Origin of the sequence: Streptomyces colwelliae (assembly GCF_048158785.1) — a bacterium.
Taxonomy (GTDB): Bacteria; Actinomycetota; Actinomycetes; order Streptomycetales; family Streptomycetaceae; genus Streptomyces.
Genome location: NZ_JBLTJC010000136.1, coordinates 1 through 25690 on the forward strand (window position 1 = coordinate 1; position 25690 = coordinate 25690).

General features: G+C 69.6%; 14 protein-coding genes. 3 read left to right on the forward strand and 11 right to left on the reverse strand.

Annotated features, from left to right (window positions below):
- Positions 1-135 precede the first annotated feature (135 nt).
- From drmB to ACNFOC_RS26505, 5 genes are all read right to left on the reverse strand, one after another.
- Entirely contained in the window at positions 136-2001 is a 1866-nt protein-coding gene (drmB, locus tag ACNFOC_RS26485) for a DrmB family protein (RefSeq protein ID WP_416961583.1), read from the reverse strand.
- Entirely contained in the window at positions 1998-5240 is a 3243-nt protein-coding gene (locus ACNFOC_RS26490; protein ID WP_416961584.1) for a helicase-related protein, read from the reverse strand. The genes drmB and ACNFOC_RS26490 overlap by 4 nt, the downstream gene beginning before the upstream one ends.
- Complete coding sequence (locus tag ACNFOC_RS26495) at positions 5237-7141, reverse strand: UvrD-helicase domain-containing protein (protein ID WP_416961585.1); 1905 nt, start codon at positions 7139-7141, stop codon at positions 5237-5239. Before ACNFOC_RS26495 ends, ACNFOC_RS26490 begins: the two co-directional genes overlap by 4 nt.
- Positions 7138-11901 (reverse strand): DEAD/DEAH box helicase, encoded by a 4764-nt coding sequence (locus tag ACNFOC_RS26500; RefSeq protein WP_416961586.1) that lies wholly within the window; start codon positions 11899-11901, stop codon positions 7138-7140. Before ACNFOC_RS26500 ends, ACNFOC_RS26495 begins: the two co-directional genes overlap by 4 nt.
- Positions 11902-12071: 170 nt before the next feature.
- Entirely contained in the window at positions 12072-12338 is a 267-nt protein-coding gene (locus ACNFOC_RS26505) for a hypothetical protein (protein WP_416961587.1), read from the reverse strand.
- A 454-nt stretch (positions 12339-12792) separates the two neighbouring features.
- On the opposite strand from ACNFOC_RS26505, the gene ACNFOC_RS26510 reads away from it, so the two are divergent.
- From ACNFOC_RS26510 to ACNFOC_RS26520, 3 genes are read left to right on the forward strand one after another with little or no spacing between them, the layout of a single operon-like run.
- The gene (locus ACNFOC_RS26510) at positions 12793-14949 is read left to right on the forward strand and encodes a helix-turn-helix transcriptional regulator (protein WP_416961588.1); all 2157 of its coding nucleotides are present in this window, start codon (positions 12793-12795) and stop codon (positions 14947-14949) included.
- Between the two features lie 4 nt (positions 14950-14953).
- A complete protein-coding gene (locus ACNFOC_RS26515; RefSeq protein WP_416961589.1) occupies positions 14954-15949 on the forward strand; it encodes a hypothetical protein in 996 nt (331 codons plus the stop codon).
- Complete coding sequence (locus ACNFOC_RS26520; protein WP_416961590.1) at positions 15946-16824, forward strand: DUF6339 family protein; 879 nt, start codon at positions 15946-15948, stop codon at positions 16822-16824. Before ACNFOC_RS26515 ends, ACNFOC_RS26520 begins: the two co-directional genes overlap by 4 nt.
- Here ACNFOC_RS26520 and ACNFOC_RS26525 read toward each other — a convergent pair.
- From ACNFOC_RS26525 to ACNFOC_RS26550, 6 genes are all read right to left on the reverse strand, one after another.
- Positions 16799-18181 (reverse strand): DNA cytosine methyltransferase, encoded by a 1383-nt coding sequence (locus tag ACNFOC_RS26525; RefSeq protein ID WP_416961592.1) that lies wholly within the window; start codon positions 18179-18181, stop codon positions 16799-16801. The two genes, ACNFOC_RS26520 and ACNFOC_RS26525, sit on opposite strands and share 26 nt — an antisense overlap.
- A 26-nt stretch (positions 18182-18207) precedes the next feature.
- Positions 18208-19185 (reverse strand): DNA cytosine methyltransferase, encoded by a 978-nt coding sequence (locus ACNFOC_RS26530; RefSeq protein ID WP_416961593.1) that lies wholly within the window; start codon positions 19183-19185, stop codon positions 18208-18210.
- Entirely contained in the window at positions 19182-19583 is a 402-nt protein-coding gene (locus tag ACNFOC_RS26535; RefSeq protein WP_416961597.1) for a very short patch repair endonuclease, read from the reverse strand. The genes ACNFOC_RS26530 and ACNFOC_RS26535 overlap by 4 nt, the downstream gene beginning before the upstream one ends.
- 54 nt (positions 19584-19637) lie before the next feature.
- Complete coding sequence (locus ACNFOC_RS26540; RefSeq protein WP_416961598.1) at positions 19638-22526, reverse strand: Z1 domain-containing protein; 2889 nt, start codon at positions 22524-22526, stop codon at positions 19638-19640.
- 121 nt (positions 22527-22647) lie between these two features.
- A complete protein-coding gene (locus tag ACNFOC_RS26545; RefSeq protein WP_416961595.1) occupies positions 22648-24228 on the reverse strand; it encodes an ATP-binding protein in 1581 nt (526 codons plus the stop codon).
- Between the two features lie 161 nt (positions 24229-24389).
- Complete coding sequence (locus ACNFOC_RS26550; protein ID WP_416961596.1) at positions 24390-25409, reverse strand: SEC-C domain-containing protein; 1020 nt, start codon at positions 25407-25409, stop codon at positions 24390-24392.
- Positions 25410-25690 lie beyond the last annotated feature (281 nt).

The window sequence follows — 25690 nt, forward strand, 5'->3', positions numbered from 1 at the left end:
CGGCACGTCTGACGGGGGATCAGCCCGTTCGCGCACCCGAAGGGGGCCCGGCGTCTGGAACCTCAGCCGGCGTATCCCTTCAGGACGGCGGACGACCCTGGAGCCGCTCCGGTCCAGGGCCTGGCCGATCGGATGTCACTGCTGTCGTACGTCCGCGAAGAAGCCCAGGCGAGGGTCTTCCGGGGTGCCGACGAGCAGCGCGCGGTCCAGCAGGATGTTGTTGTGCTCGCAGCTGGTCTCCGGGAGCATCACGCAGGCGTGGCAGGCGGCCAGGTTCGTACCGCTGGTGCCCGAGGCCTCGGTCTCCACGCAGAGCGGGTCGGAGGAGCACCACTCGGCGCGGCGGACGGCCGAGCGGATCGTCCGGTCGAGACGGTCGGGTTCGCCTTGGGCCACGAGCCCGCCCAGGCTTCCGGCGGAGTCGCTGGTCGCGGTGTAGACGAGTACACCGGCCATGTCGTCGGCGGCGTACAGCCGCTCGCGGAGCGCCGAGGCCGGATATCCCGACTCCAGGCTCCACTCGTTGATGAGGACGTGGGCCAGGGTGTGCAGGAGCACCATGCGGGGGGTGGCCGGGGAAGGGACCGCCTGGCCCAGGTCGTCGGCCCGCTGGTCCAACACCCGTTGGTGGGCGGAACGCATCCGTTCGATCCGGGAGGTCACGGCCGGGACCTTCTCCCAGACACCGAGGCGGTCCTCGGACAGCCGGAGGAACACGCCTTCGCCGCGTACCTCCATGGCCGGAAGCCAGCGGAGAAGAGACGCGGACAGCGGCACCTCTTTCGCGTCGGTCGTCGAGTCGGGGTCGGCGAGCCGGGTGAAGGCCTTCAGCGCGCGCACCTCGCGCAGCCTCTTGACGAGCATCGGGCCCGTGACGCCGAGCGGGGCGAGCACGCCGCTGTCGCCCAGCGGGGTCTCGCAGACGAACTGCTCCTCGCGCGAGTGCTCGCTCGCGTCGTTCCCCGAGCGGAGGCTCTCGTACTCCTTGACGCGCAGGGCACGGTAGCGATGGTCGAACGAGGGCGGATTCTCGCTGTCGGGGTCCTCCTCGCGCTCGGCGGCGAGCAGCGTCATCACCTCGTCCAGCGGTACCGGGCAGTTCCCCTTGAACACGCCGTGGAGATAGATCTCGACGTGCTCGCGACTGTCGTACGTGCGCAACGCGTTCCAGTGCTCCGCCAGCGGATCCGTGCGGCTGTCGCTCCACGGCGGGATGGAGAGCGCCGACTTCTGCACCGGCTGCCACACCGCCGAGGAACCGCGCTGGAGCGTGCGCAGGTCCAGCCCGCACCCCGGCGCCGCGGCGGAGGAACCGAGCCACGGTCGGGAGCCCCGGCACCTGAGGCCCAGGTCCTTGAGCGCGTTCCGGCGGAAGGAGCCCTCCATCGAGACCTCGGGGGCCTTCCCGCAGGTGCACGAGACGAGGATCGACCGGAGTGACGACGTACGACCGGACGTGCGGAGCTTGAGCCGGCCGCCGCACTGTCCCGCTGCGGAGGCACCCCGCTCGGTGGAGCGGTGCACCCACTGCCAGTAGGGGAACTCGTCGAGATGCCCGCTCTCGCACGCCACCACGAAACGGGAGGGCACGAGATCGACCTCGCACGTGCCGCAGACGCTCCGGCCCGGTGGCGGGTTGAAGGCGCGATGCCGTTGCAGTTCGTCGCACTCGGGACAGGAGTGCATCAAGGGGAAGCGGCGGACCCGCACTCCGTCCTTGCTGCGGTCGTCGGACGCGGGGGGCAGCCGGAAGTGGTCGACCTCGAGCAGCCGCTCCAGCCGGCGCTCGTGGATCCGGGGGGACTCCTCGGCGCTCCAACTCGTGTCCGCGCTGTCCAGGCCCGAGACGACGAAGGATTCGTGGTCGACCGCGATGAGCGATCCGACGCCGTACGTGGTGATCGCCTGAGCGCGGCGGACGGCGCCGCGTCGCGGAAGGTTGTGGGTGGGAGCGGTGCCGTCGGCGCCGGAGCGGCGACGGCGGGCGGGCGGCGGGGTCATCGGGTTCCCTCCAGGAACAGGGCGGACTCGGCGTCGACGTCGCGCAGGCTCCACAGCGTGGACCACGCGTCGGCGTCCTCGGCCTTGTCGTCGAAGGCCTTCAGGAGCGACGGCGTGCGACGGCCCCGGAGAGGCTCGAAGACCAGGCCGCTGTGGATGTCCGCCTCTTCGCACCACCAGTCGACGAACTCGTCGAAGGCCCGGGACACGGCGGCCGTCTCTTCCGGGGCGACTCCGTCGACGCGCTCCAGAAGCACCGTCTTGATGCGTCCGCGCAGGACGTCCTCGTAGGAATCCACCGCGCCCGCGCCCGGGTTGGGTCGGGCGGCCGGGATCAGGATGCGGGCGAGTGCCACGATCACCGCGTGCAGCCCCCGGTCGCGGGCACGCGCGGAGAACGGTGTGACGGAGGTGGACTCGACCTCGCGATAGAGCGCCGAGTGGTAGTGCTGGAAGCTCTCGTAGTGGGAACGGTCCCTGGAACGGGCCGAGTTGAGCATCACCGCGACCAGACCGGGGTGGGCGCGGCCGACGCGGCTGGTGGCCTGGATGTACTCGGCGGTCGTCTGCGGCTGACCCATCACGGCCATCAGGCCGAGGCGGTCCACGTCCACGCCCACCGCGATCATGTTGGTGGCGAGCAGCACGTCCACGGTGTCCTCGTCCGGGAGCCTCTTCTCGATGCCCTTGAGGCGGGTGGGGATCTCGCTGGCGTCGATGCGGCTGGTCAGCTCCGAGTAGTTGGTGACCTCGCGGACCGCCACACCCTCACGCTCCGCGAGTACCTCGAGGTAGGCCACCACGTCGTCGTGGACCTGGAGTTCGGCGGCGGAGAGCAGCCGGAGACTGTTGAAATAGCCGACCAGACTCCAGTACGCGTCACGCACCTCGTCGGTGGTCCGTGCCTGCTCGGCCCGGTGCAGCAGCGTCGCGTAGGTGCGGATCAACAGGGTGGACTGGCTGGTGCCGGGGGCCAGCAGACCGACGTAGCGCCTGCTCGCCTTCTCCTCGCGGGACGTCTCCACGGCGAACCACGAGTCACGGGCGTCCAGACCGGCGGGCGGGAACTGGCGCACCTCGCGATCGAAGAGACGCAGGCCCTGGTCGGCGGCTCGACGGATGGTGGCTGTGGAGGCGATCACCTTGGGCCGGTCGGCGAGCGCGTCGACGGCGGTCTCGTACAGGCCGGTGAGCGTCCCCAACGGGCCCGAGATCAGGTGGAGTTCGTCCTGAACGATCAACTCCGGGGGAGGAGTGGCGCCGTTCGGGTCGTCGCGGTTGAAGAGGGCGGCGGTCTCCGGACGCCACGGCATCGACGCGAACTTGTCGACGGTGGCGATCACCAGCGTGGGTCGGGCGGCGTACACCGCCTCGTCGATCAGGTGGACGGGCAGCCCGTCACCGAAGTCGCAGTCCTCCCCGGGGCAACGGACGTGCATCCGCCGCCCCTCCGTGTCGACCTCGTAGTCCCGGGCGTCCAGGCGGGTCCCGCACCAGGGGCAGGCGTGCAGTTGGACCGGGTTCTCGGTGGCGAGCCGCTTGTCCAGGTTCGCGCGCAGCTCGGCGAGCCTGGCGTCGGCCTCGGCGAGCTTGTTGGGGGTGGCCGAACGCCCCACCCACATGCCGACGGAGAACTCTTCCCCGCCCAACTCGGGCGTGTTACGGCGCAGTTGTTCCATGGCGCAGAGAAGGATCGCCGCGCGCTCGAACTGCTGGAGGGTCAGCAGCCGCAGCGTGTAGCGCATGAGGACGACGACACCACCGCCGTCCGCACCGCGGCGGATGCGGCGCAGGAAGGAGGTGAGGGCGATCAGCCCCAGGTAGGCCTCGGTCTTGCCACCACCGGTGGGGAACCACAGAAGGTCGGAGACCTGCCGGTCGCGGTGCGCCGGGTCCTCGATCCCGGCCAGGCAGAGCAGGACGAACGCGATCTGGAAGGGGCGCCAGCGGCCGGCGGCCGGGTCCGGGGCGCCGTGGCGCCCGCTCTTCACCCAGGCGCTGCGGGCCCGTTGGTCCGCCATGGCACGGTTGGCGAGTCGGAACGCCCGCATCAGATCGGGCTCGGTCCGCAACAGTCCGATGCCCTCACGGATCCGGTCGAGCGCCTCGCGACAGGCCGCCACCTGGTCCCGCGCGGGCTTCTCGTACGGGCCGCCCGCCAGGGCGTCCGCCTCGACCGCCTTCCGGGCGATCCAGCGTTCGTACCCCGAGACGAGGTCCTCCAGGGCGGTCAGAACCTCGTCGTCGGGCCGCTCCGCCAGACCGAGCATGGACAGCGCCGAGCTGTCGATCTCCGGGTTGGAGTCGGTGAGGAGCACCTCCACGGTGGGTACGAACACGCTCCGGATCTCGGGGACGGCGGCGTCCACGGCATCGCTCACGCCGATCGGCGGCGGCGTCCAGTCCCAGGCCGCGGCACAGCCGTGACCGACCGCGAAGGTCGGGGCGTGACGGTGCAGCAGCCTGCTCGTGGCCATCTCCGGGTCGTGCGCGGCGGCCGGCGCGGGACGCTCGACGAAGGCGGTGGAACCATCGGCGGCCCGGACCGTCAGAGCGCACTGGAACAGGGCGAAGGCGTCCTGGAGGTCCCGCTCGCCCACCGTCTGGGTGTTGACCAGCGTGACGGTGATCGTGACCGTGCGGGTGACGGGGTCGGGGCGGCGGACGTTCACCCGGAGCTGGACCCTCTCGTCGAGATCCTCCCGTCCGTCGCCGTCGGGTGTCGTGGGATCGATCGTGAAGTCCGGGAGATCGAGTTCCTTGCGGCGCCACCGCTCCCGCTGGTCCTCGGTGGTGCGGGCCTCCGCACGGCGGGCCGGGATCGGCTTTCCGTCGGCGTCGGTCGGCTCGTAGACGGCCGCGCGTGACGACACCACGATCGGGCCGCTCTCGGCCGGGTCGACCGCGAAGGTCAGACCCATGGAGGAGGGACGGCGGTCCCCGGAGGCCGCGACCTCCTGCGCGGTTCCGGACTCCTCGGAGTCCTCGCGCCGGAGTTCCGGAGCGACGTCCAGGCCGTCCACCTCGGCGGCGTTCTCGTCCCTGAGCGCCTTCGTCGCCCGCGGATAGAGCACACCGGTCAGATAGCGGTCGATGGGCGCGTCCTGGGCGAGGACCTCCTCGCGCTCCTCCGGTGCCGCGTCCGGTGAAGGGCCGAGCAGTTCACGGCGGAGTCCCGCCAGAAGCTCCTCGTCACGCACCCGGTAGTGCTCGGAGTGCCGGCCTTCCCCGTGTGTCATGCGCTCTGCTCCTCGTCCATGTCGGCGCGGCGGTACCGGCCGATGCCGGTGATCCGCGGGGCGATCCACACACCTCGATCACCGAGTCCCGCGTTGGCACCGGCGGCGATGCTGCCCGTCACCGTCTCCAGGGTGTCGATCCGCAGGCCGTGGATCTCGTCGGGCCACCAAGGGTCCCAGGTACGGCTGACCTTCTGCACCTGGAACAGCCCCTCACGGAACCGACGCGACGCCTCCCCGATCTCCCGGCCGTCGTGCAGAAGGACGTACGGCGGGCTCTGCGCATCACCCATGGGCAGGTCGTGCCGTCTGTGCAGCACCACCTCCTGACCTGGACGGACCCGGTCCAGCAGATACGCCTGGGCGGCCGCGGCGTCCGTCCCGTGACCGGGAGGGTCGTCCCGGTTCACGTCGCCCGCCGCGGCGACGATCCCGAACCTGTCGTACGACCGCCACGACCCCAGGAAGAGCCGGCCGTCGTGCCGCCTGCCCGCCCTCTTGAAGTGCGGCAGCTCGGGCGGCGTCACGTGGTACAGATCCTGGCGGGGGCGCGTCATCGCCACGTACAGGGCGCGGGCCTCGGCAGGGAGGTCCAGCCCGTCCTTGTACCGCTTGTGGAGATCGGCGACGGTCGGCGGGGACAGGACGATCACCCGGTCGAACTCGAGGCCCTTGGCCCGGTGGACGGTCGAGACGACGATCCGAGCCGTCTCCGGGTCGGCCCCCTCGTCGGGGAACCGGCCCTCGGCGACCGCACGGCGCAACCGGTCCACGTCCAGCACACCGTGTCCGGCGCCACGCGCCACCCGACGCAGCACCGTCCACAGCGCGCCGGCGTCCGGCGAGTACGGCAGAGGGATCTTCGTGAGCAGGGAGGTGAACCGGTCCTCGGTGAGGCCGGTCGCCTGCGTACGGCGCAGCAGCTCGGCCACCCAGTACGGCACAGGGCGCTCCTCGAGCGGGCGCCGCAACCGGTGCTCGACACCGTGTGCGTGCAACAACTCGGAGACCACGAGAGCCTGTTGGTTGTCGCGGGTGAGGACGACGCAGGTGTCGGTCAGGTCCCTGAGACCCGCCAGGGCGAACTCGTCGTCGAGGTCGCCCATGCCGTTCGTCGGGTCGAGGAGCAGGTCGCGCAGTCCGTCGTAGAGGCTCTCCGCCTCGCTCGGGTCGTCGAGCCGCTGGAGGCGGGGACCGTACGCCAACGCGACCCGGGCCTCGGGCGTGGTGGCGCGGAAGTTCCGGGTGAGCCGCAGTTCCACCAGGTCGTCGGGGTAGGAGCAGCGCAGCCAGTCGAAGAACCGGCCCGTCTCGTCGGCCCGTTCGGCGAGATCCTCGATCTGGAACCCGTACACGGACTGGGCCGCGTCCCCGACCACGGTGAAGCCGCAACTCTCCTGGTACCGGTCGAGGAGCGCCTCCACCAACTCACGGCGTCCGCCCAGCAGATCCTGCACCTCGTCGATCACGACGTGCGCCGGCGGGACCGCGTCGCCGATCTCCAACGCGCCCTTCTCGACCGCCTGTGCCGCGGCGGCGATCCGCTCGTCGAAGGCGACCGTTCCCCACTCGACGTCCGGACGCGACTGCAGGAGCACCTCGTAGGCCCAGGCGTCGAACGTCCGGGCGCGTACCCGATGGGCGCGTTCGCCGTGCCGGGTGATCCGTTCGCGCAGTTCCCTGGCCGCCGCCCGGGAGAACGTGAGCACCAGGATCTCGGCGGCCTCCAGAGCCGCCTCCGGGTCCTCGTTCCCGCACAGCGCGTCGAGCCGGCGCACCAGGGTGTGGGTCTTGCCCGCGCCGGCCCCGGCGGTGACCAGGACCCGGGCGTCCCAGGGCTGTTCGACGACCGCCCGCTGCTCCTCGGTGAGCGGGGGACTGTCGAGGTAGGCGTCGGTCACGCGCGGCTCCAGAGGTGCTCGAACTGGGTGAAGGCGAGCTTGGTGTCGAAGTTGGCGATGTTGTCGCTGACGTTGAGGATCAGGCAGGTCTCCTCACCGCCGTTCTTCGGGCCGCGCAGTCCACGACCGATCATCTGCTGGTAGACGTTGGTGCTGTAGACCGGCCGGGCGACCACCACGACACGCGTGGCGGGAGCGTCGAAGCCCTGGGCCAGAACACCGTAGTTGGTGAGGACCCGGATGCGTCCGTTGCGGAACTCCTCCACCCTCCGCCGCCGCTCCTGGGTGCTGGTGGTGGCGTCCACGGCCGCGGACAGGATCCCGCGGTCGTTGAGCATGGCCGCCAGGTACTTGGCGTGGTCCACGGAGGTGGCGAAGAGCAGGGTCGGCCAGTCCTCCGGGAGATCGGCGACCGCGTCGACGATACGGCGACTGCGCTCGTGGTCGTCGGCCAGCCGCTGCTCGGCGGCCCGGGAGAGCATCGCCATCCGGTCGGCCTGAGCCTTCTCGTCGCGGGTCAGCTCGATGTGACCGCCCTCCAGGGTGCGGTGTTCGACCTGCGCGAGCATTCCCCACTCCTGCAGGTCCCGATAGGGATCACCGGACGGGAAGACGCCCTCGTCGAGCCGCCGGTTTCCGAAGCGGCTCACCAGCCTGCGGGTCTCCTCCTCGTTCGTGTTGCGGAACGGGGTGGCGGTCAGACCGAGCAGATGTCGCCTCGTCTCGTACTGGGTGAGTCCCAGCCGGCCCAGGATCTCGGTGTACCGCTTGGAGATGGCCGTGTGGGCCTCGTCCACGATCACGAGCGAGGCCTCACGCAACCACGCGTACTCGTCGGTCTCCAGGCACCGCTCCAGCTTGGCGTCCGTGGCGACCACGAGATGCGGATGCTCGACGACGTCGCCGATCTCGTTGCCGCCCCAGAGCCTGCTGATGGTCAGTGGGCAGTCCGCCCCGACCTTGCTCCAGACGAACTTCCAGCTCTGTACGGCCTGTTCGCACAGCTCGTCGGACTGCGCGATCCACAGGATCGGCCCCCGCAGATCCCCGACGCGCTTGACCCAGCGGATCACGGCCTCGGAGGTGACCCGGGTCTTGCCCGCTCCGGTGGGCAGGGAGAGCATGCCGCGCTGGGGTGCCAGCCGGTCGAGCATGGTGGTGATGTTGCGGGCCAGGTCCTCCTGGTACTCGTGCAGGCTCGGGAAGTCCCGGGGGCCGTCGATGGTCTCCGTGGACGGAGGGGTCGGGGTGCGTGAGCCCGCGAAGGCGGCCGGGAGCCGCAGGTTCGACACGAAGGCGACAGCGGACGACGAGCCGTTGTAGGAGAGCGGCGCGTCCGGGAACCGGGCCTGGATGTCCCTGGCGTGCTGGTGGAGCACACCGTCCCCATGTGCGTTGAACGCCATCTGGGCGATCCGGCGGTCCGACGGTTCCGCCCGGTCGGTCTCCCGCATCTCGGCTTCCACCAGCCCGTCGGGCAGACCCGTCCGGAGGGCGTCCGCGCCGATCAGCAGCTCGATCTTCGTCACCACGTCCTCGGCCTCGCGCACGGCCCTGCGGGCGGCCTGCAGCGCGCTGTCCCGCGCCATCTGCTCCTGGTGCTCCAGTACGGCCCGGCAACCGGACGCGCCGAGCCCCAGCCCGAGTTCGCGGTCGATCAGACGCAGCATCGGCTCGGGAGCCAGCGGTACCCGGACCTTGACCACGGTGTCCTGGCGCACCGCCTCCAGCGGCGAGGCATGGGTGCCGTTGGGAGTGCGGGTGATCTCCTCCAGTTCGGTGCAGCGCTGCACGAGGCTGTTGCGGTTCGAGCTGTTGAGACGCAGTCGCAGACCGGGGTACAGCTCGACCAGCGGTACGGGGTCGCCGTCGACGACCTCCCGGGTCTCTTTGCTGATCACGTCGGAGTGGCGGAGCATGCCCCACTTCTCGACCATCAACTCGGCGTCCCCGGCACTCGGCATCAGCAGCGCCGGAAGCCGCTCGGCACGCAGGGCCCGGTACTCGACCGTCCCGACGGCGACGGTGATCTCACCGTCCGGACGCGTGCCCCAGGTGTCGCCGATCCGGCAGCGGGTGAGGGAGTCGTCGGGGAAGTCCGCGCCGACCCTGGTCAGCATCACGTAGGTGGCTCCGACGAACGCGTCGTCCTCGCTGTGGGACACCTGGTCGAGGAGCGTCTCCCACCGGTCGCCGGGAACCTCGTCGATCGTCGCGGGGAGCCGCAGCTTGCGGGCCTTCTCCGGGGAGAGGGCGGCCACCGACAGGACATCGCGGTAGGCGCCCAGTTGCGGCCCGACGGCCTCGCGCAGCGGCTTGAGCCCCTGAGAGGTGGCGACGGTCCCGTACTTCCGCAACATCCAGCGGATCGGTGAGATGACGGCCTGTCGTGTCGCGCTCTGCGCGCCGATCTGACGAGTCCAGTTGTCCACCACGGCGTCGTCGGGGAGAGCCTTGAGGAAGGCGGCTCGCGACTCCTCGGAGAGCGCGCGGAAGAGGTGTAGGGGACCACCGATCGGAGCGCCCTCCACCTTCATCCGGTTCAGCGTGGGACGAGGGGCACGGGTGTCGAGACCGCGCAGGTAGGCGGAGTGGACGGCTTCCCGATACTCGTCGAACCAGGCCTCTCCTTCCTTGGGCTGCACCCCCGGGACGGGACGGTCCACGAGTCCGATCTGTGCGAAGAAGGACACGTCGTCGGAGTGGAAGGACATGTCCACGGCCACGGCTCTGTCGCGTCGGGCGTCGACCACCGGGCCGGGCACCATGCAGTCCTCGACCGGGCGGAACCGCCCGTCGACGGTCCGTACGTGCAGGGTCGAACGGGGTGTGGTCACCCGCTCCAGCACCTTGTGTCCCAACCGGCGGACCCCGCCCAGGCGGAACAGCTGCCAGAACCGCTCCCACTCCGCTCCCCGGTAGCCGTCGAAGCCCTGGTCCAGGACGCTGACGAAGCGTCCCTCGATGTCGGCCTCGCGGATCCCGAGGACGTTGAGCGCGTGGGCGAGCGACGGGTCCTGGGCGAGCGTGTCGACCACGTACACCGTGGACTCGGGCAGCCCGTCCTGGTCGGCGCGACGGAACACCTTGCCGGGCACGGGCGGTACGAGTCCGTGTTCCTCGGTGAGCACGATGTGTGCTCTGCGCGCTTCCGCCACGTGCGGTGAACCGGACTCGACCATGTCCGCGAGGATCCGGATCGCCGCCGCGGAGGCCTCGACGCCGCCCGCCTCCACCAAGGCCTCCAGCCACGCACGGACGTCCGACCGCTCGTGCCCGGCCGCTTCCAGGATGTGCTGGACCTTTCCGGAGCGCAGGGTGTCGGCCTCGACGGACGGGTGCAACCAGTCCGAGGGGCGCCCCGGGCAGTCGTGCCACGTCCGGAGCCAACCGGTCGTCTTCTTCGGGTCCTTGTCGAGCCGGGGGTGCACGCGCAACTCGGTGGGGACGCGCAGCACCCCGTCCTGGTCGGGCAGGGACGGACGGGTCGCGGTGCAGGCCCAGATCTCCCGGGTCAGGAAATCGTCGGCCCAGCTGATCGTCTCCTTGGTACGGCCGGGAAGCAGGGGAAGGTAGGCGCCGGGGTCCTTGGCGGGGGCGAGCGCCGGGAGCGAATCGACGACCAGGGCCGCCGCGACCCTGATCATCTCCTGGTTGAAGGGAGAGGAGTCCAGCAGGTTCTGCCTGTCCTCGTTCGTCTTCCACGCGCCGTTGACGATGCCGCTCAAGGACATCTCGTACTTCGTGGGGAAGAAGGACCAGAAGGTGCCGCGACCACGGGTCTGCGGGTTGACGTACAGGCCGCTCTCCGGGTCCTCGCGCAGGGCGGGGACGGCCCAGGAGAGATCGAGGGCGAGCCGGTCATGGAGTTCTCCCGCGTCCGCGCGGGCATCCGGCCCCGGCTCGTGGGAGGTGGTGAACACCCGCCAGTCCTCGGAGGCGGTGGCCTTCCCGGTCCTCTCCTCGATCACGGTGCGCAGATCACCGGACTGCCGTGTCGTCAGGACCCGACGAGCCACGGGCCGGGGGCGACGGTCCTCAAGGACGACCGTCGCGACGTGCGGGGAGAAGAGCTGGAACCCGGTGGGGAACTCGTCGCGGGGCAGACCGTGGTCCTTGGCGCGACCTCCGTGCATGTCCTTGCCCAGCCGGTCGTCGGCCCGCGGGAGCAGCGGCAGGCGGACGACGGTGGTCGCCCAGGCCAGCAGCTCGTGCAGGACGGGATCGCCGGCACGCTCGGCCGCCATGTCGAGAGGTCGGGCCATACGCAGCACGGGCGCGTCGAATTCCGGGCCGTATCGGGCCGTCACATCGGAGACGGAACGGATCTGGTCGTACGACCAGGCGCGATCGAAACCGAAACTTCCGGAAACGCTGAAGAATTCAGGTGCGTCGGTCACCACGAGCACCGACTTCACGCCCACACCGAAGCGTCCGATCTGGCCTCCGCGCTTTTTCGACATGCTCATCCGGAGAATTGTCTCCGCACCTTCGGCGGTGACCGGACTTCCCTCGTTCGCGCAGTAAAGATGGGTCCCGGTGAGGACTACGTGGACTTTTCCGCCGGGCTCGGCGGAGATCTCGTCGGCCGCATTCTGGACAAGCTCGAAAAGCTGACGGTCGCCGTATCCGCCTTGGGTGATCCGGCGTTCGCCATTGGCGTGCTCGGCCACGAGACCGGGGTCGACGGAGTAGGTCTGGAGAACTCGGGATGATTGTTCGAGAACAGTCTTGATCACAGCAGAGGACGACGGTGTCATTGCTCCAGCATTCCTGTTGACGTAAAGGTCCGGAAGAAAATGGGGAGCGCCGGGCCGGCGGGTACGTCTCGCCGGCCCATCCGCTTCCGTCGTGTCGCACTTGTGTCAGGGGACGACGATGCTCGGCCCCGCCGAACAGCGCGTTCTGTGGGTGGAGGGGGACTTCAAACTCAGCAACTGGGAGGCTTGTCGGGCAGGTCCATCACCTCCCTGGCCAGGTCGGGGTGGTGACCGACGACGTACTTCTTGCTTGTGTGGAACCAATCGATGACGCCCTGCTTCTGTGCCTCACCTCCTGCTGCCCGAATGTGCAAACCGAAAGAGCTCAGGTCGCGACCCGAGAACATGTAATCGTCGTCGTTCTGCCCGTCCATGAAGATATAAACCCCCGAATTTTTGGAATTGTGAATTTTGGGCACGGGATTGTATTCAGGCATGACAAAGTCCCGTGGTTGAGTCGCTTTTCGCTTACTCCGGAACCACGGTACAGGGTCCGCTTGGTGTTCCGCCAGCGCCTTGGGTGGAGGCGGACCGGCGACGATTAATGTAATTGTTTCGGGCACGAGAAATCTGGATTGTGGACAGAGCTCTAGCCCGCCGAGCGACTTCTCTTGTGGAGAGATCGAACGGGGCGGCAAATCCGCCAACACAAACTCTACCGGTCGAGCGCAAGACCGTCAATAAGCTTCCGTCGACCCGGACGGCCCCTTCGTGGAGTGAATGCGAAATGGGGCAAATCAGGGCAATCGTGGGCATTTGGATGACTTGAATGAACCGCAAGGGTGGTTGCCGAGCGATCAACCATCAGTTGACAGCCTTCCTCGCGTCAAATTAGCCTCCTGTTCGCCGCAGGCGACCCGTCTGCGGCTCCCAGCTAGGAGCAGGTGGCGCGTGGAGACAGGTGAGGAGTTCGGGCCCTGGCTGGCCCGGCAGCTCAAACTCGCGGGCAGGACGCAGGCCGAACTGGCCGAGGAACTACAACTGACACGGGCCGCCGTCTCCGCGTGGATCACCGGCAGGTCGACCCCACGTCCCACGGTCATGGCCGACATCGCCCGGGCGCTCGGCACGGACCTCGGCACGGTGCACACCCGTACCACCGACACCCAGATCGGCCTGCCGATCACCTGGTACCACCGTCGTGGCTATCCCGACGGCGGTCGGGACCTGGGCAATGCCGCGGCGTTCGCCTTCGACGCCGATGTGCAGGTGCTCGCCCGGGAGACCTGCCAGAACAGCCTCGACGAGCGCCTCACCGAGAACGGACGGCCGGTCAGGGTCCGTTACACCCTGCACGAGTTGACCGGTGAGGCGCTCGACGCCTTCCGGGAGGCGATCCTCTGGAATGAACTGTTCCCCCACTACTCCGCCGTCTCCGACAGTGCCGGCAGCCAGAAGGTCGGGCGGGTCGTGGATGCCGGGGTACGCGACATGTACGAGAAGGGGCGTCTGCTCCTGCTGCGGATCGACGACTACAACGCCTCGGGACTCATCGGTGACGACTACGAGGACGGCAAGTTCGCCGCGGTGGTCAGACGTCAGCTGGAGAGCCTGAAGTCGGGCCACGGCGCGGGCGGTTCGTACGGACTGGGCAAGGCGACGCTCTGGGCCACGAGTGCCCTGGGGCTCGTGCTCATCAACTCCACGCTGTCGGTCCCGCACGAGGGACGTACCGAACGGCGGCTCGTCGGGCGGCTCGAACTGCCCTGGCGTCAGGTCGACGGTCTCCAGTTCGCGGGCCCCGCCTGGTTCGGCCGCCCGGACCCCGAATCGGAGGGAGCCGAGATCGTCCGCTCGTGGTGGGCGGACGAGGAGACGGCGGAACGTCTGCACCTCACGCGCGACAACGACGAGCCCGGCACCTCCTTCCTCGTCGTCGGAGCGCACGATGTGGCCAGCCTCGACGAGAAGGCGTCCGACACCGAACTCGACGTCGAATCCGACGACTTGGACCAGGACGCCCACGACGACGCCCGGGATCTCCTGCGGATGCACCGACGCCTGGTCACCGCGTTGGGGCGGGACTTCTGGGCGGCGATGACCGGCGGCGGCAACAGGCTCCCGCTGCTGGAGGTGTCCGTCCGCTCCCTGCGCAACGGCGAAGTCGTCGTCCCTGAGGAGCAGGTGGATCCCACTCGCGAACAGCCCTCCCGGACCCGAGCCCTCAGGGCGCACTACGAAGGTGCCACCGTCGACCGTCTCACCGAAGCTGGACAGGTCGCGGCACGCAGCGTGCCCCTGAAGCTGCCGCGTTCCGGGGGCGCCGGTGGAACCCTGGGCACGCATCAGGCGGTCCTGCTGGTCACCGAGGACACGCAGGACAGGGACGGGCACAAGAACCAGGTGCACTCGCTGCGCGGCAACCGGATGACCGTCAAGACGGCCGGCGTACCGAGGCTGCCGGTCGGGACCAATCCTTTCCAGGCCGTTCTCCTGGTGGGAGAGGCCGCCGGGGAATCGGTTCCTTTTGCGAAGGAGGCCGAGGAATTCCTGCGTGCTTCCGAACCGCCCGAGCACGATCGGTGGGGGCAGACCGAGGAGCTGACCCTCCGCTGGTCGCCCACCGCCTACCGCCGTATCAACCAGTTGACCACCGAGGTCAACAACGCGGTCAAGGAGATCGTGACCCGTCCCCGGCGTATCAGGGCCGAGGGAGGGGAAGCCCTGCGCAAGGCGTTGACCGTGCGCAACAAACCACAGGCCAAGGTGCCCACCGGGCCGGTGGTCCCGGTACTGGACGTGCTGGAGGCCACGGTCGGCGACGCCGGGGAGTGGCAGATCGTCGCCGAGGTCAGCATTCCCAGAGGCGACGAGGTCACCCCGATGGTGCCGGTGGCCCAACTGGACGTGCGCTCAGGAGGACTCCCGAGACTGGACTGGGCGGAACTCGTCGCGATCGAGGGCTGTGAGGTGCAGGACGGCGTCCTGTACTTCCCGCCCGGGACACGGCGGGCGAAGTTCCGGGGGGCCACCGACGTCACCAGCCATCCGGTCAGAACGGCGCTCACCCGCCTCGTCGTCGAACTCCGGGCCGGCAAGGGGGAATGACACAGTGAAGATCTATCCCTACAAGCGGCTCAATCGGCCCGTCTCGCTCAGGGTGACCTCTGTGTCGATCAGGCTCACCGACGGGACCCGCGACCAGTTGGAGACCACCGCGTACTCCACCCAGCAGCAGACCGTCGCACTCGGTGTGGCCGGTCGCGACGACTGGGTGAGCGCCCTGATCGGCCTGTCGGCGACCCTGCCCCCCGGTGCGAACGCACCGGACGCCGCATGGTCCGACCTGGACGTCCTCGCGGTGCTGACCGACGGCGAGACCAACGTCCGTACCTCCGTGAGGCTCGACCGGGACACGGAGGACGGCCGGGACTGGTCCGGTTCGTTGGAGGTCGTCCGTGACGACCACATGGGGCGGGCCTCCCTGGCCGTCCTCGCCGTGGGCACGGTGGACGGCGTGCGCGGACGGGCCGTCGCCGAGACCGACCGGAACTGGATCGTCGACGCGGTCTCAGAGGAACCCGTCCGCGGGCTTCGACTGGAGGTCCAGAAGGCCTCGTTCCCGAAGAGCTCCCGGGAATGGCTCCGCGCGTACGCCGACGCCCCCTGGATCGTGGACCCCGCGGCCCGCGTCCCCACCGTGTGGGTCAACACCGAACTCGAAGGCGTCATGGACCTGTTGGACAGTGGCGGTTCGGGACTGGAGAGCAAGGTGCGCGACCTCCTGGTCGCGCAGATGGCCACCGACGTCTGGACCGCGGTGTTCCACGCCGCCGTCGGTGACCTGGAGGTGGAACCCGGAGGCGGCCCGGTCTTCCCGACCGACTGGCAGGGCGAGGTTCTGAGGGAGATGCTCCCGGACGTGGTCCCCGGGGTGCACGTCGAGGAAGCCCTGCGCCAGGTCCACCGACGACGCACCGGGGAGTCCGGCTGGCCGGAACTCCAGACCCGCATCCACTACGCGGCGATCCGCCGCGCCGAAGCCAGGAAGGCCCTCGGATTCGTCATCCGGGGCCTGGAGCAGATGAACCGAGCAGGTGAGTCATGATCACCCGACCGAACCATGTACCCGAGCGGCTCGGGCTGCTCGCCGCCTCGGCCATGGACCCGTTCCTCACCGAGCAGTTGATCACAGCCGAACAGGTGCACGGCGGCATCGACCTGGCGAAGGTCGTCGAGCCGCTGCCCGAGGACGACGCCAGGTGGGTGGTCGAGCCGCTCCGTGGCCTGGTCGAGGACGCCATGTTCGAGTTCCGGGAGGACCGCACGCGAGCCGACGCGTGGCTGGCCCCCCGGCTCCACGCCACACTCCGCCTGACACGACGGGAGGCAGCGGACAGACGTCTCTGGAACCACCTCGCCCTCGCCGTGGCCCCCGACTACGTCGCCTGGCGGCACCTCTCGGGCGCCACGGCGAACAGGCCGGAGCGGCGTATCGCCCCCGAACGGTTCCGTGGCGCCGCGGACCGGCAGTGCTTCTCCCGCCTCTGGTGGGCGGCCGAACTCTTCCGCAACGGCCCGGACTACGAGCCGGTCGAGACCGCGTGCGGAAACCAGGACCTCATCCACACCGTGCTCCGGCTGGAGCTGATCGACCACCGTCCCTCGGCCCAGGCCATCGTCCGACTGCTGAGGACCGGCCGGGTCACCACCGGGCGGGAGATCAACGGTCTCTGCGTGGCGATCAGCGCGGCCGGAGCGACGCTGATCTACGACGTCATCGGGCCGGACACCTCCAAGGACCCCGCCCGGATGCGGGACTGGGTCGCGGAGGCCGAGTCCGCGCCACCGGTGGGCAGACACAGCCTTCCGCAGGGACCCGACGAGGATCCGGCACCGGAGGAATCCGTGGCCGCGCTCACCGCCTGCTTCGAGGACCTCTTCGCGACCGCCCCGGTCAGGGGGAGGAAGAGCCGCGACTGACGAGTGCGGCCGGACGCCGCGGACCTCCGACGGCCGGCCGCGCCGTCGGGGGGACGGAAGGGGGAGGGCCCTGGGTCGCGGGACTCGGGCACTTCCCGGTGCAGGAGTCGGCGTCACCGCAGCCGTCCCTGCGCAGCTTGGCCCGCTGACTCTCGGTGGCTCGCTGCCAGGGCTTGCGCAGTATGTCGGCGTCCGGTGTCGGCAGGCCGAGCGCGGCGCTCAACAGGTGTGCGCCGAACAGAGGGGGCACCGCGTTGCCCACCTGCTGGGCCTGCGCCGTGCCGGACCACGGATAGTCCGGCGGGAAGCTCTGCAGCATCCCCGCCTCGTTCATGTGGAACCGATCGCCCTCGAAGACGATGTTCTCGTCGAGGTGCTCGAAGACCACGAAACGGGAGATGCGCCCGGTGACCGTGGTGGCCGGCTGCCGGTCGGTCCGCACCCCACGTCGGCCGGGAATCCCGGAACTGCCGTAGTTGGAGCGGACGAGGAAGGGGACGGCGCGTCCCGGGTGCTCGCCCACCGGGTCCGCGAGGACGTCGCCCATCGACCGCCAGGGCAGCAGGGTCGAGTCGTCCGAGGGCCCGGTGTCCTCGTCGAGCGTCGGTTGCCGGGCCTGGTCCGCCTGTTGTCCGTTCTGCCGGTTCCACGCCTTCGCGTCGTAGACCCGGTGGGTGGCCTGCGGGAGGGAGGGGGGACCGAGCCCCTCACGGCGGGCGATCAGCACCGCGCGGGACCGGGTCTGCGGCACGCCGTAGGCCTCGGTGGAGAGGACCCCGACCGTGACGTCGTACTTGGTGCCGTCGGGCAGGCCCGTCTCCTTCAGCACCGTGGCGTAGTGCTGCCAGAGCGCGATGACCGCCGGGACCTGCTCCAGGACGATGACGTCGTAGGGCCGTCCGCCACGGTTCGGGCTCCGGGTCGCCTGGATCGCGTACCGGAGAGGTTCCAGCACCATCGCGGTCCGCGGATCCGACAGGGTGCTGAGATCCTTGTCGACGGCCTCGTCGGAGTCACCCGCCGTCAGCCGCTCGATGTACCCCTTGACCTCGTCCAGGGCCTGACGCCCGGCTCCCTTCCCGGCCACCGAGTACGTCTGGCACGGCGGGCCGCCGGCAAGCATGTTGATCTCCGGCGGCAGGGACTCGAACGCGTCCCTGCGTACCGCGCTCACATCGGCGTGCAGGGTCTCCAGCCCGGCGGCGTACCGCGTGAGGCACGCGCTCCGGTCCCACTCGATGCCGAGACTCCGGATGTCGAGAGCGTGCCCGGCGACGTCCAGGCCTCCCGGGCCGGCGAAAAGGTCCAGGATGTATGGATTGCCCAGAATCGACTGCTGGGGCGCCGTGCTGCTCATGAGGCGGAGTCTAGCCGGCCCAAAGATCATCCTTTACCGTTCAGGGCCGCCAGCACGGAACGACCCAGAGCGCGCCCGACGGGAGGCGGGGTGGCCTGCCCGACCTGGCGGTACCGGGCGGTCTTGCGACCGGTGATCTCCCAAGTCTCGGGGAAACCCTGCAACAGTGCCGCCTGTTCCACCGTGAGCTTCACCATGCCGTCCCGGCCGAGTGCCGGATTCCAGTCGAAATCGGAGTCGGGTATCACGTCGCCGAGGGTATGGCCGTTCACTCCCATCGTCGCCCACGTGTTCTTGGCCCCGGACGGTCCCAGATCGGCGCCGCCCCGGTTCCGCGAGCCCCCGACTAGGGTCGGAGCGGGACGGCCCGCCTGGGCGGCCCAACGGGCCGCGCCCCTCCAGCCGCGGGAGGCCATGGAGGCCTCCAACGCGGCGCCGACCGTCATGGGCTCCTCGACGGTGGGCATCGGCGGCCTGAACGCCTCGGCCCGCTGTCGTTCCACGGCCACCAGCACGCCCTGGCGACGGTTCTGCGGCACCCCGAAATCCACGGCGTTCAGGACGAACCAGCTGAACTCGTATCCCAGATGGGCCAGTTCGGCATGGGCGAAATCACGGAACGGCTGGTACTCGTCCGATTCGGCGAGACCGGGAACGTTCTCGATGAGCACCGCCCGAGGTCTGATCGCGTGGACGAGATAGACCGTGGCCTTCAACAGCCGCTCCTCCGCCCGCGAATCCGCCCGTCCGACGGTCGCGTTCGACCTCACCCGCGGCAGGCCGGCCGACAGGAGATCCACGTCGTGGCTCTCGGGGTGCTCGGCCGGATCGAAGTCCAGCAGGTCCGTGTGGAGCACGTTCCACCGCGGCCGGTTGGCCCGCAGAGTGGTGACGGCCGACTCGTCGTCGTCGAGGAGCAGGCGCGGTTCGAATCCCGCCTGTTCCAGTCCGAGAGCGAGCCCGCCCGCACCCGTGCACACATCCACCAACGTCGGACCACTCATTCTTCTCTCCCCCTCGTCCGCTCCGCGAGCCGTTCTCCCACGGTGGCCGCCACCCGTGCGGCCACCGCGTCGGGGGTCTCGTGCTCCCAGAAACGCAGCACCGTCCACCCCCGCGCGATCAGATGCTCGGTCGTCTCCCGGTCGCGGGCCATGTTCCGGTCCAGCTTCTCGCGCCACCACTCCGCGTTGGCCTTCGGCCGCGTCGCGTGCTCGGGACACCCGTGCCAGAAGCAACCGTCGATCAGGATCGCCACCCTGGCCCGGGTGAAGGCCACGTCGATGCGGCGCCGCGCCATGCCGGGCACCGGGTACTCCACCCGGTAGCGCAGCCCCGCAGCGTGCAGCAGGCGACGCACGGCCAGTTCGGCCGCCGTGTCCTTGCTCGGCTGTCGGGACATGCGTGCGGAGACGCCGGGCGAGGAAGGTCTCACGTCGTCCAATGTCGGATTGCCTCAGGAACGTGGGTCGGCGCGGTCGATGACCACCGCATCCTGCCGGCTGGAGTCGATCGTGCGGAACCGGACCAGCGGACGCCGCGGCCCCACCGAGGAGCCGGGCGCGACGAAGGTGAAGGCCATCACGAGGTCACGCGGGTCCACCGATCCGTCGGACAGGACGCGGGGCTCGGACTCCACCACGGGATAGAGCACCAGCGCACCCCGACGCGGACGTACGTACCGTTCGACGGTCGCGTTGCCGGGCGGTTCGGGGACCCCCGCCAGACGCATCGACGCCGCCACGTGCTTGGGGTCGCGGATGGCACCGAAGACATTGCTCCGGCGCCGTGTGCGGTGGGCGAGGGAGAAGGGACCGTGTCCCAGTACACGGGCCTCGTTCCCGCGGGCCGACGTCTGCATCGGGGTGACCACGACCCAGTCGTCGATCGTGACCGGCTCCTGTCCGGCGCCCAGCAGGAACTCCAGGTGGGGCGAGAACTGTTCCGGGATCGACCAACGGAGATCGCACAGCACCGTGAGCAGATCCCGGTGGGACACCGTGCCCAACCGGGCGTCGAACCGGGGGCCGCCCTCCACGGCGAGGGAGACCACGGTGGGCGAGAGGGCGCCGAGGACGGGCTCCCAGCACTCCACGTTGTGGCGCAGGGACTCGGGATCCTCGGGATAGGCCGTGGGTTCCTGCCACACGCCCGCCGAACGCACCTCCACCAGCTCCGCGTTGAACATCTTGTTCCGGGCCGACGGCTTCAGCCAGGGCAGATGCTGGGCCACGAGCGGAGGGATCTGCGCCGGGGTGACCTGGGGGCGGCCGTCCACCAGCGGGGCGTAGCGGGCGAGTTCGGCCCGGAAGACCTCCTCGTCGCGGCAGATCGCCTCGAAGGCCTCGTAGAGGTCGACCGTCTTCGAGGACCGGCCCCGGCCGAGCTGCTCCTCGCGGCCGATGTACAGCCGTACGAGGTCCTGGTAGCCCGGCCGGAAGCCGAACCAGCGGCCCATCTGCATCAGGGTGTCGGCCTGCTGGGTCGTGCGGCGGTAGTAGGAGACCGTCAGGCCCTCGACGGTGAAGCCGCGGGACAGTTTCGTGCCGCCGACGAGGATCTTCCAGACGTTCGGGGTGCGGTCGAAGTCCAGGGCGGCCTGGGAGTAGTCGCCCTCGCTCTCGCCGTTGACGACGATGACGGGGGCGCCGCCCCGGTTGATGAGCCGGCGGGACCCGTGCACGTACGGCTTGAGGTCCGCGTATGTCGTCGGGGTGGGCAGGGAGTCGTCCGCGTTGGCCCTGACGTCCTTCTCGAAGAGGTCCGCCAGGCGGGCATGGCCCTCGGGGCCTGTGTACGCCGAGTTGTGCCACAACGTGGTGATGCGCTGGGCGAGCGCGGTGTGCTCGGCCATCCGTACGGACTCGTGGACGAGCATCGTGTGGTGGCGGAACGGCTCCTCGTCCACGCCGTGTTCGGCGCGGTAGAGCTTCAGGGCGCCGGTGAGGACGAAGGCGTCCAGGGCCTCCTGGAGCCGGTCGCCGGTGAAGTCGTGGATGCCTCGGACGTGCTTCTCCTCGGCGCTGCCCGCCTCGTCCTCGGTGCCGTCCAGATCGTGGAAGTCCTGCACACCCATGTAACCGACGGGCCGGGGAAGGGAGATGAGGAAGTCACGCGGGAAGATGTCCTTCTCGTCGCCGGGGTCGATGAAGACGTTGGCGAACGGGGTGGCGGTGTAGCCCACGTACTGGGCGCGGGGCAGCAGTTGGAGAAGCCTGCTGATCTGACCGTTGATCGCGGTGCGGGTGACCGTTCCGGTCTCCCACTTCCTCGGGTCGGTGGTGTTCACCGAGGCCTGATCCGACTCGTCGTCGATGATCAGGGCAGGGACCTCGCCGAGGGCCGGACCGAACTTCCTCAGATCCCGGACCAGTTTCTCCAGGACCGACTTGTTCTTCTTCACGACCATGACGCGGGCCGGGGCGGCGTGCAGATTCGCCGGGTCGTACAGCGGCAGAGCGGGGTCGGCCTTCTTGAACTCCAGGGCGGTGATGCCGCGTTCGAGCGACATGTAGTCGCGGTCGCGCGAGGTGAGGCGTTCGATGTCGAAGTGGCCGAGCACGGAGGGACGCGCACCGAAGGAGACGAACTTCCCGGGCCAGTCCTCGTCGTCCTGGTAGTCGACGCCGACCAGCGCGTCCGGGTCGTTCGCGTCGGCCGCGCCCAGGATGTTCTCCGTGCCGATCAGCTCCATGTCCAGACGGCGCTGGGTCTGTCCCCGCAACAGGTTGAGCGTGCCGCCCAGGACGATCACCAGCCGGTAGCCCGCGTCGACGGCTTTGGCCATGACCCCCGTGAAGTTGGCGGTCTTGCCCGACTGGACATAGCCGACCACGAGCCCGCGGGCGCCGTAGGGGGTGTCGCGGGTGGGGTCGGCGAGGCGCTCGACGACGGCGTGGGCGGCCTCCTCCAGACCCGAGACCGCCACGTCGCTCCAACCCTTGCGGCGCAACAGCCGTTCGTACGAGGTCCAGTAGAAGGAGCGGTTCACCGCCCGCTCGTGGGTGTACCAGGGTTGGAACTCGCGGCTGATGGTGACCGGGCCCGGCTCCGTGCGGACGGGGACGACCGTGTCGAAGGCCTTGCGCAGACCGGTGTCGAAGGCGAGCTTCTCGTACACCTCCGCGCGTCGCTCCGGAGTACGGGGAGGAGTCTCCGACCAGGCCGGGGACGTCTCGAAGTCCCAGGCGGTGAGCCTGCGGCGCCAGAGGGTGAGCAGTTCGTCGCCGGGGTCCGCTTCCAGGACGCGGTCCTGGAAACGGAGCATGTCCGTGTCCCCGGGTTCGTCTCCTTCGGAGAGCGCGAAGGCCAACTTGGCGAAGTGCCTGGGGCCGCGCCGGTTCATCGCGTCGAGGGCCTCTCCGTGGAGGTCGACGAGCAGGTCGGGAGCGGCGGGCGTGTTCTCGGTCACGACGGTCGGGAGACTCTCTGTGGTGGCGGACGGGAACGGGTGTCGGGGGAGGGAACTACCCCTCGTCACGGGCGAGTTCGGCGCGCACCGCTGAGACGAGCACGCTGTTCCACAGGGCGATCCTGTCGGTCTGGTTGGCCCAGAGCCGTTCCTTCTGGAAGATCTCGTTGAGCATCAGATAGAGCAGGCCCTTCAGGACCGGGGCGTCGTTGGAGCCGCCGCGGCGACCACCGTTGAAAGCCTGTCGGTAGTCCCTGTTGAGGACGACCCGACGCTCCTTGTGTTCGATCGTGAACAGCAGATCCGAGGGGTCGACACCGTCGGGACCTGTGAGCCGGTCCCAGGTGAAGATGATCGGTTCCTCGCCCTCCAGCTGCGGCAACTCGTCCCGCAGGGTTCTCCTCACCTTCGGGTCGATGCCCTTGCCCGGCGGGACGACCGCCTTGCGTCTGACCTCCGTACGACGCCGGGCGGCCTCGCGGTAGGTGGTCGCGGCCTCCTGGACGTAGGCGGCGAAGGCGTGACCGGTCGACGGGTCCGTCGCCTTCTCCAGCCCGCGCGCGAAGGCCGGGGTGACCTGGACCCCGTCCTTCTTGACGGTCAGGGCGAACACGTCGTTCGGCTCCGGCGGCAGGTCCACGGCGATCCGGGCGAGCGCGAGATGGCCCTCCGCGCTCCGGGTGTCGTTCCATCCGCCGGCCTGGACGAGCCTGTCGTTGCGGTAGAGGTAGAAGCCCTGACGTTCGCTGAGCGACCCGATGCCGCGGTACGCGACCAGCGGCGACTTGGGCGGCCAGATGTGCGCGGTGAGGCTGATGTCGCCGACGCCCGCGACGGGGGCGGCATAGGTACGGGGATAGCCCGCCCTGCCCGGCACGCGGTATCCGAACGGGTCGATGGGTTCCACACCCCGATGGTCCAGCTCCTCCCGGGTGTGCACGTCCTCGACGACGATGTCGACGTGGAAGTCCTCACGGGCGAGGAACCGGTGCAGATAGAGGCCCAGATGGGTCTCCAGCCGCTCGATCGCGTCCTCCAGGTACCGGTCGGTCTGGCCGTGCGTGATGGTCTCGAACGTGCGGACGTGGTCCCAGCGCACGATGGTGCCCTGCCAGCCGATGACGCCGTCGTACCGGTCGACCAGATCCTGGCAGTATGTCGCGTCGACGATGTCGCAGGTGAAGTCGGCCTGCGCGCGGGCGGTGAGCCAGCGGCGGCCGGCCGACGGGCTCCGCCTGGTCCGGCTGATCACGGTGAGCGCGTCGGCGTGCGAGAGGGAGGCGGCTTTCAGACCGGCACCGAAGTGCCCGAGCGCGCCGGGCGCGTACCCCTTGCGCCCGCCGACGGTCATCGCCGTGTCCAGGCCCGCCTCGTCCATGCCGTCCCCGTTGTCGATGACGAGCAGACCGACGAGCCGGTCACGGCCGCCCTGCTCCCCGGTGTCCCGGAGAAAACTCACGACGATGTCACGGGCATGCGCGTCGATGGAGTTGTCGATCAGGTCGGCGATGGCCGCCTCGAATCCGTAGCCCTGGTGTGCGAGCGACTCGAACGACCTGGCCGCCGGGGGGAGCCGCTTGCTTCCGTCGGTGGGTACGTCGAACTGCCATTCCGAAGACGGCTCGTAGGGCGGCATGCACGTGTTCCTCGCGGGCCGGGACACACCCGGACGCATGCGGGCATGCCAGTTCAGCTGGTCACATGTGACGCTAGCGCGAACCCGAGGTGAAGGAGGGACGGGATCGGAAGAAAACGGCCCTGCGTTCCGAGGCGCCGACCTCTGGAGCCGGGACACCGTCAGGCTTGCGTGACCCCGTGACACTCCCCATAAGCCTCCCCCGACCCACACCAACAACTGGCCCCCCGCTGAGGCGGCCAAACCACGGCCCGCCCCCGCGCGGCGAGCGTCGTCGCGTACTGCGGCAACAGATCCGCGTCCCCCGGCGAGGCACCCTCGGACGCGGCGAAGGCCTCATAAGAGGGCACCGTCCCCGTGACGATCCCGAGGTTCGGCGTACCGCTCGCCGCCAGCTCGCGCAGTGATCCCTCTATCGTCGCGAGGTGCTCCTCGTGCGACGGGTACTCCACCGCGAGGGACTCGTACGCCCCCACCAGCTCGGCCAACTCGCCCTCGGGCCAGTGCAGTACGGCCACCGGGAACGGGCGCGACAACGCCTCCCGGAACGCCCCCAGCTCCGCCCGCAGCCGCGAGATCTCGGCCTCCAGCTCAGCCGGGTTGTCCGACCCCAGCGACCACACCCGCTTCGGGTCGTGCAGTTCGTCCAACGACACCGGCGACGAGTGCAACGTGTCCGCCAGCGTGTCCCACTCGTCATGGGACACGCCGAGCATCCGCCGTACCCGGTGTCGGCCGAACAGCAACGGGTGGGTGGAGTAAGGGGGTTCGGGTACGTCGGTCAGCAGCAGCGTCACGCCCTCCGTGAACGTCGCCTGCGCCGCCTCCAACTCGTCGTGGGACTCCAGGGACTCCGCGACGATCACCCAGGGGGCGGGATCGCGCGGGGACGCGGTCCGCACCCCGTCGATGATGGCCCTGGCCTCGGCCTCGTGGCCGTACTCCCAGAGGTTCGAGGCCTTGAGGGCCCGTACCAGATGCGGGGTTTCCAGGGCGTCCGCCGATGACAGCAGGCGGTCGTAGAGCGCGGTGGCGGCGGGGCGGTCGCCGGCCAGTTCCAGGTGGGCCGCGGCCTGGAGGAGCAGGGCTTCGGCGTCCTCGGGGTAGCGGGCGGCGGTCCGCTCCAGGCGGGCCGCTTCGGCGGGGTGGTCGACGTTCTCGGCGGGCGTGTCGGGGCGCATGAACGACACGGTACTGCCGATGCCGACGCAGATGGAGGCAAGGGCAGAGATATGCCCAGGTCGGCCGGTGAGAGTGGAGTGGGGGAGCGGTGTGGGGAAGCGGTGAGGGCCCCGCCGGAGGTCGCCCTGCGGGGAACGCCGGGTGGCTTCCCGGTTTCGGCCGGTTCTGCGACCGCCTCGCCCTTGCCGCCGCCTCGCCTCCACCAAAACCTCCACGCCTCTACGGCCCCCTCGCCGCTACGACCCCTTCGCTTCTACGACCTCTCCATCCCTGGTTGTCC

Excerpts from the sequence above, each read along its gene's own strand:
- ACNFOC_RS26525 (WP_416961592.1), bottom strand. The coding sequence starts at position 18,181 with ATGAGCAGCACGGCGCCCCAGCAGTCGATTCTGGGCAATCCATACATC.
- ACNFOC_RS26500 (WP_416961586.1), bottom strand. The coding sequence starts at position 11,901 with ATGACACCGTCGTCCTCTGCTGTGATCAAGACTGTTCTCGAACAATCA.
- ACNFOC_RS26540 (WP_416961598.1), bottom strand. The coding sequence starts at position 22,526 with ATGAACCGGCGCGGCCCCAGGCACTTCGCCAAGTTGGCCTTCGCGCTC.
- ACNFOC_RS26505 (WP_416961587.1), bottom strand. The coding sequence starts at position 12,338 with ATGCCTGAATACAATCCCGTGCCCAAAATTCACAATTCCAAAAATTCG.
- drmB (WP_416961583.1), bottom strand. The coding sequence starts at position 2,001 with ATGACCCCGCCGCCCGCCCGCCGTCGCCGCTCCGGCGCCGACGGCACC.
- ACNFOC_RS26550 (WP_416961596.1), bottom strand. The coding sequence starts at position 25,409 with ATGCGCCCCGACACGCCCGCCGAGAACGTCGACCACCCCGCCGAAGCG.
- ACNFOC_RS26545 (WP_416961595.1), bottom strand. The coding sequence starts at position 24,228 with ATGCCGCCCTACGAGCCGTCTTCGGAATGGCAGTTCGACGTACCCACC.
- ACNFOC_RS26535 (WP_416961597.1), bottom strand. The coding sequence starts at position 19,583 with ATGTCCCGACAGCCGAGCAAGGACACGGCGGCCGAACTGGCCGTGCGT.
- ACNFOC_RS26530 (WP_416961593.1), bottom strand. The coding sequence starts at position 19,185 with ATGAGTGGTCCGACGTTGGTGGATGTGTGCACGGGTGCGGGCGGGCTC.
- ACNFOC_RS26490 (WP_416961584.1), bottom strand. The coding sequence starts at position 5,240 with ATGACACACGGGGAAGGCCGGCACTCCGAGCACTACCGGGTGCGTGAC.
- ACNFOC_RS26520 (WP_416961590.1), top strand. The coding sequence starts at position 15,946 with ATGATCACCCGACCGAACCATGTACCCGAGCGGCTCGGGCTGCTCGCC.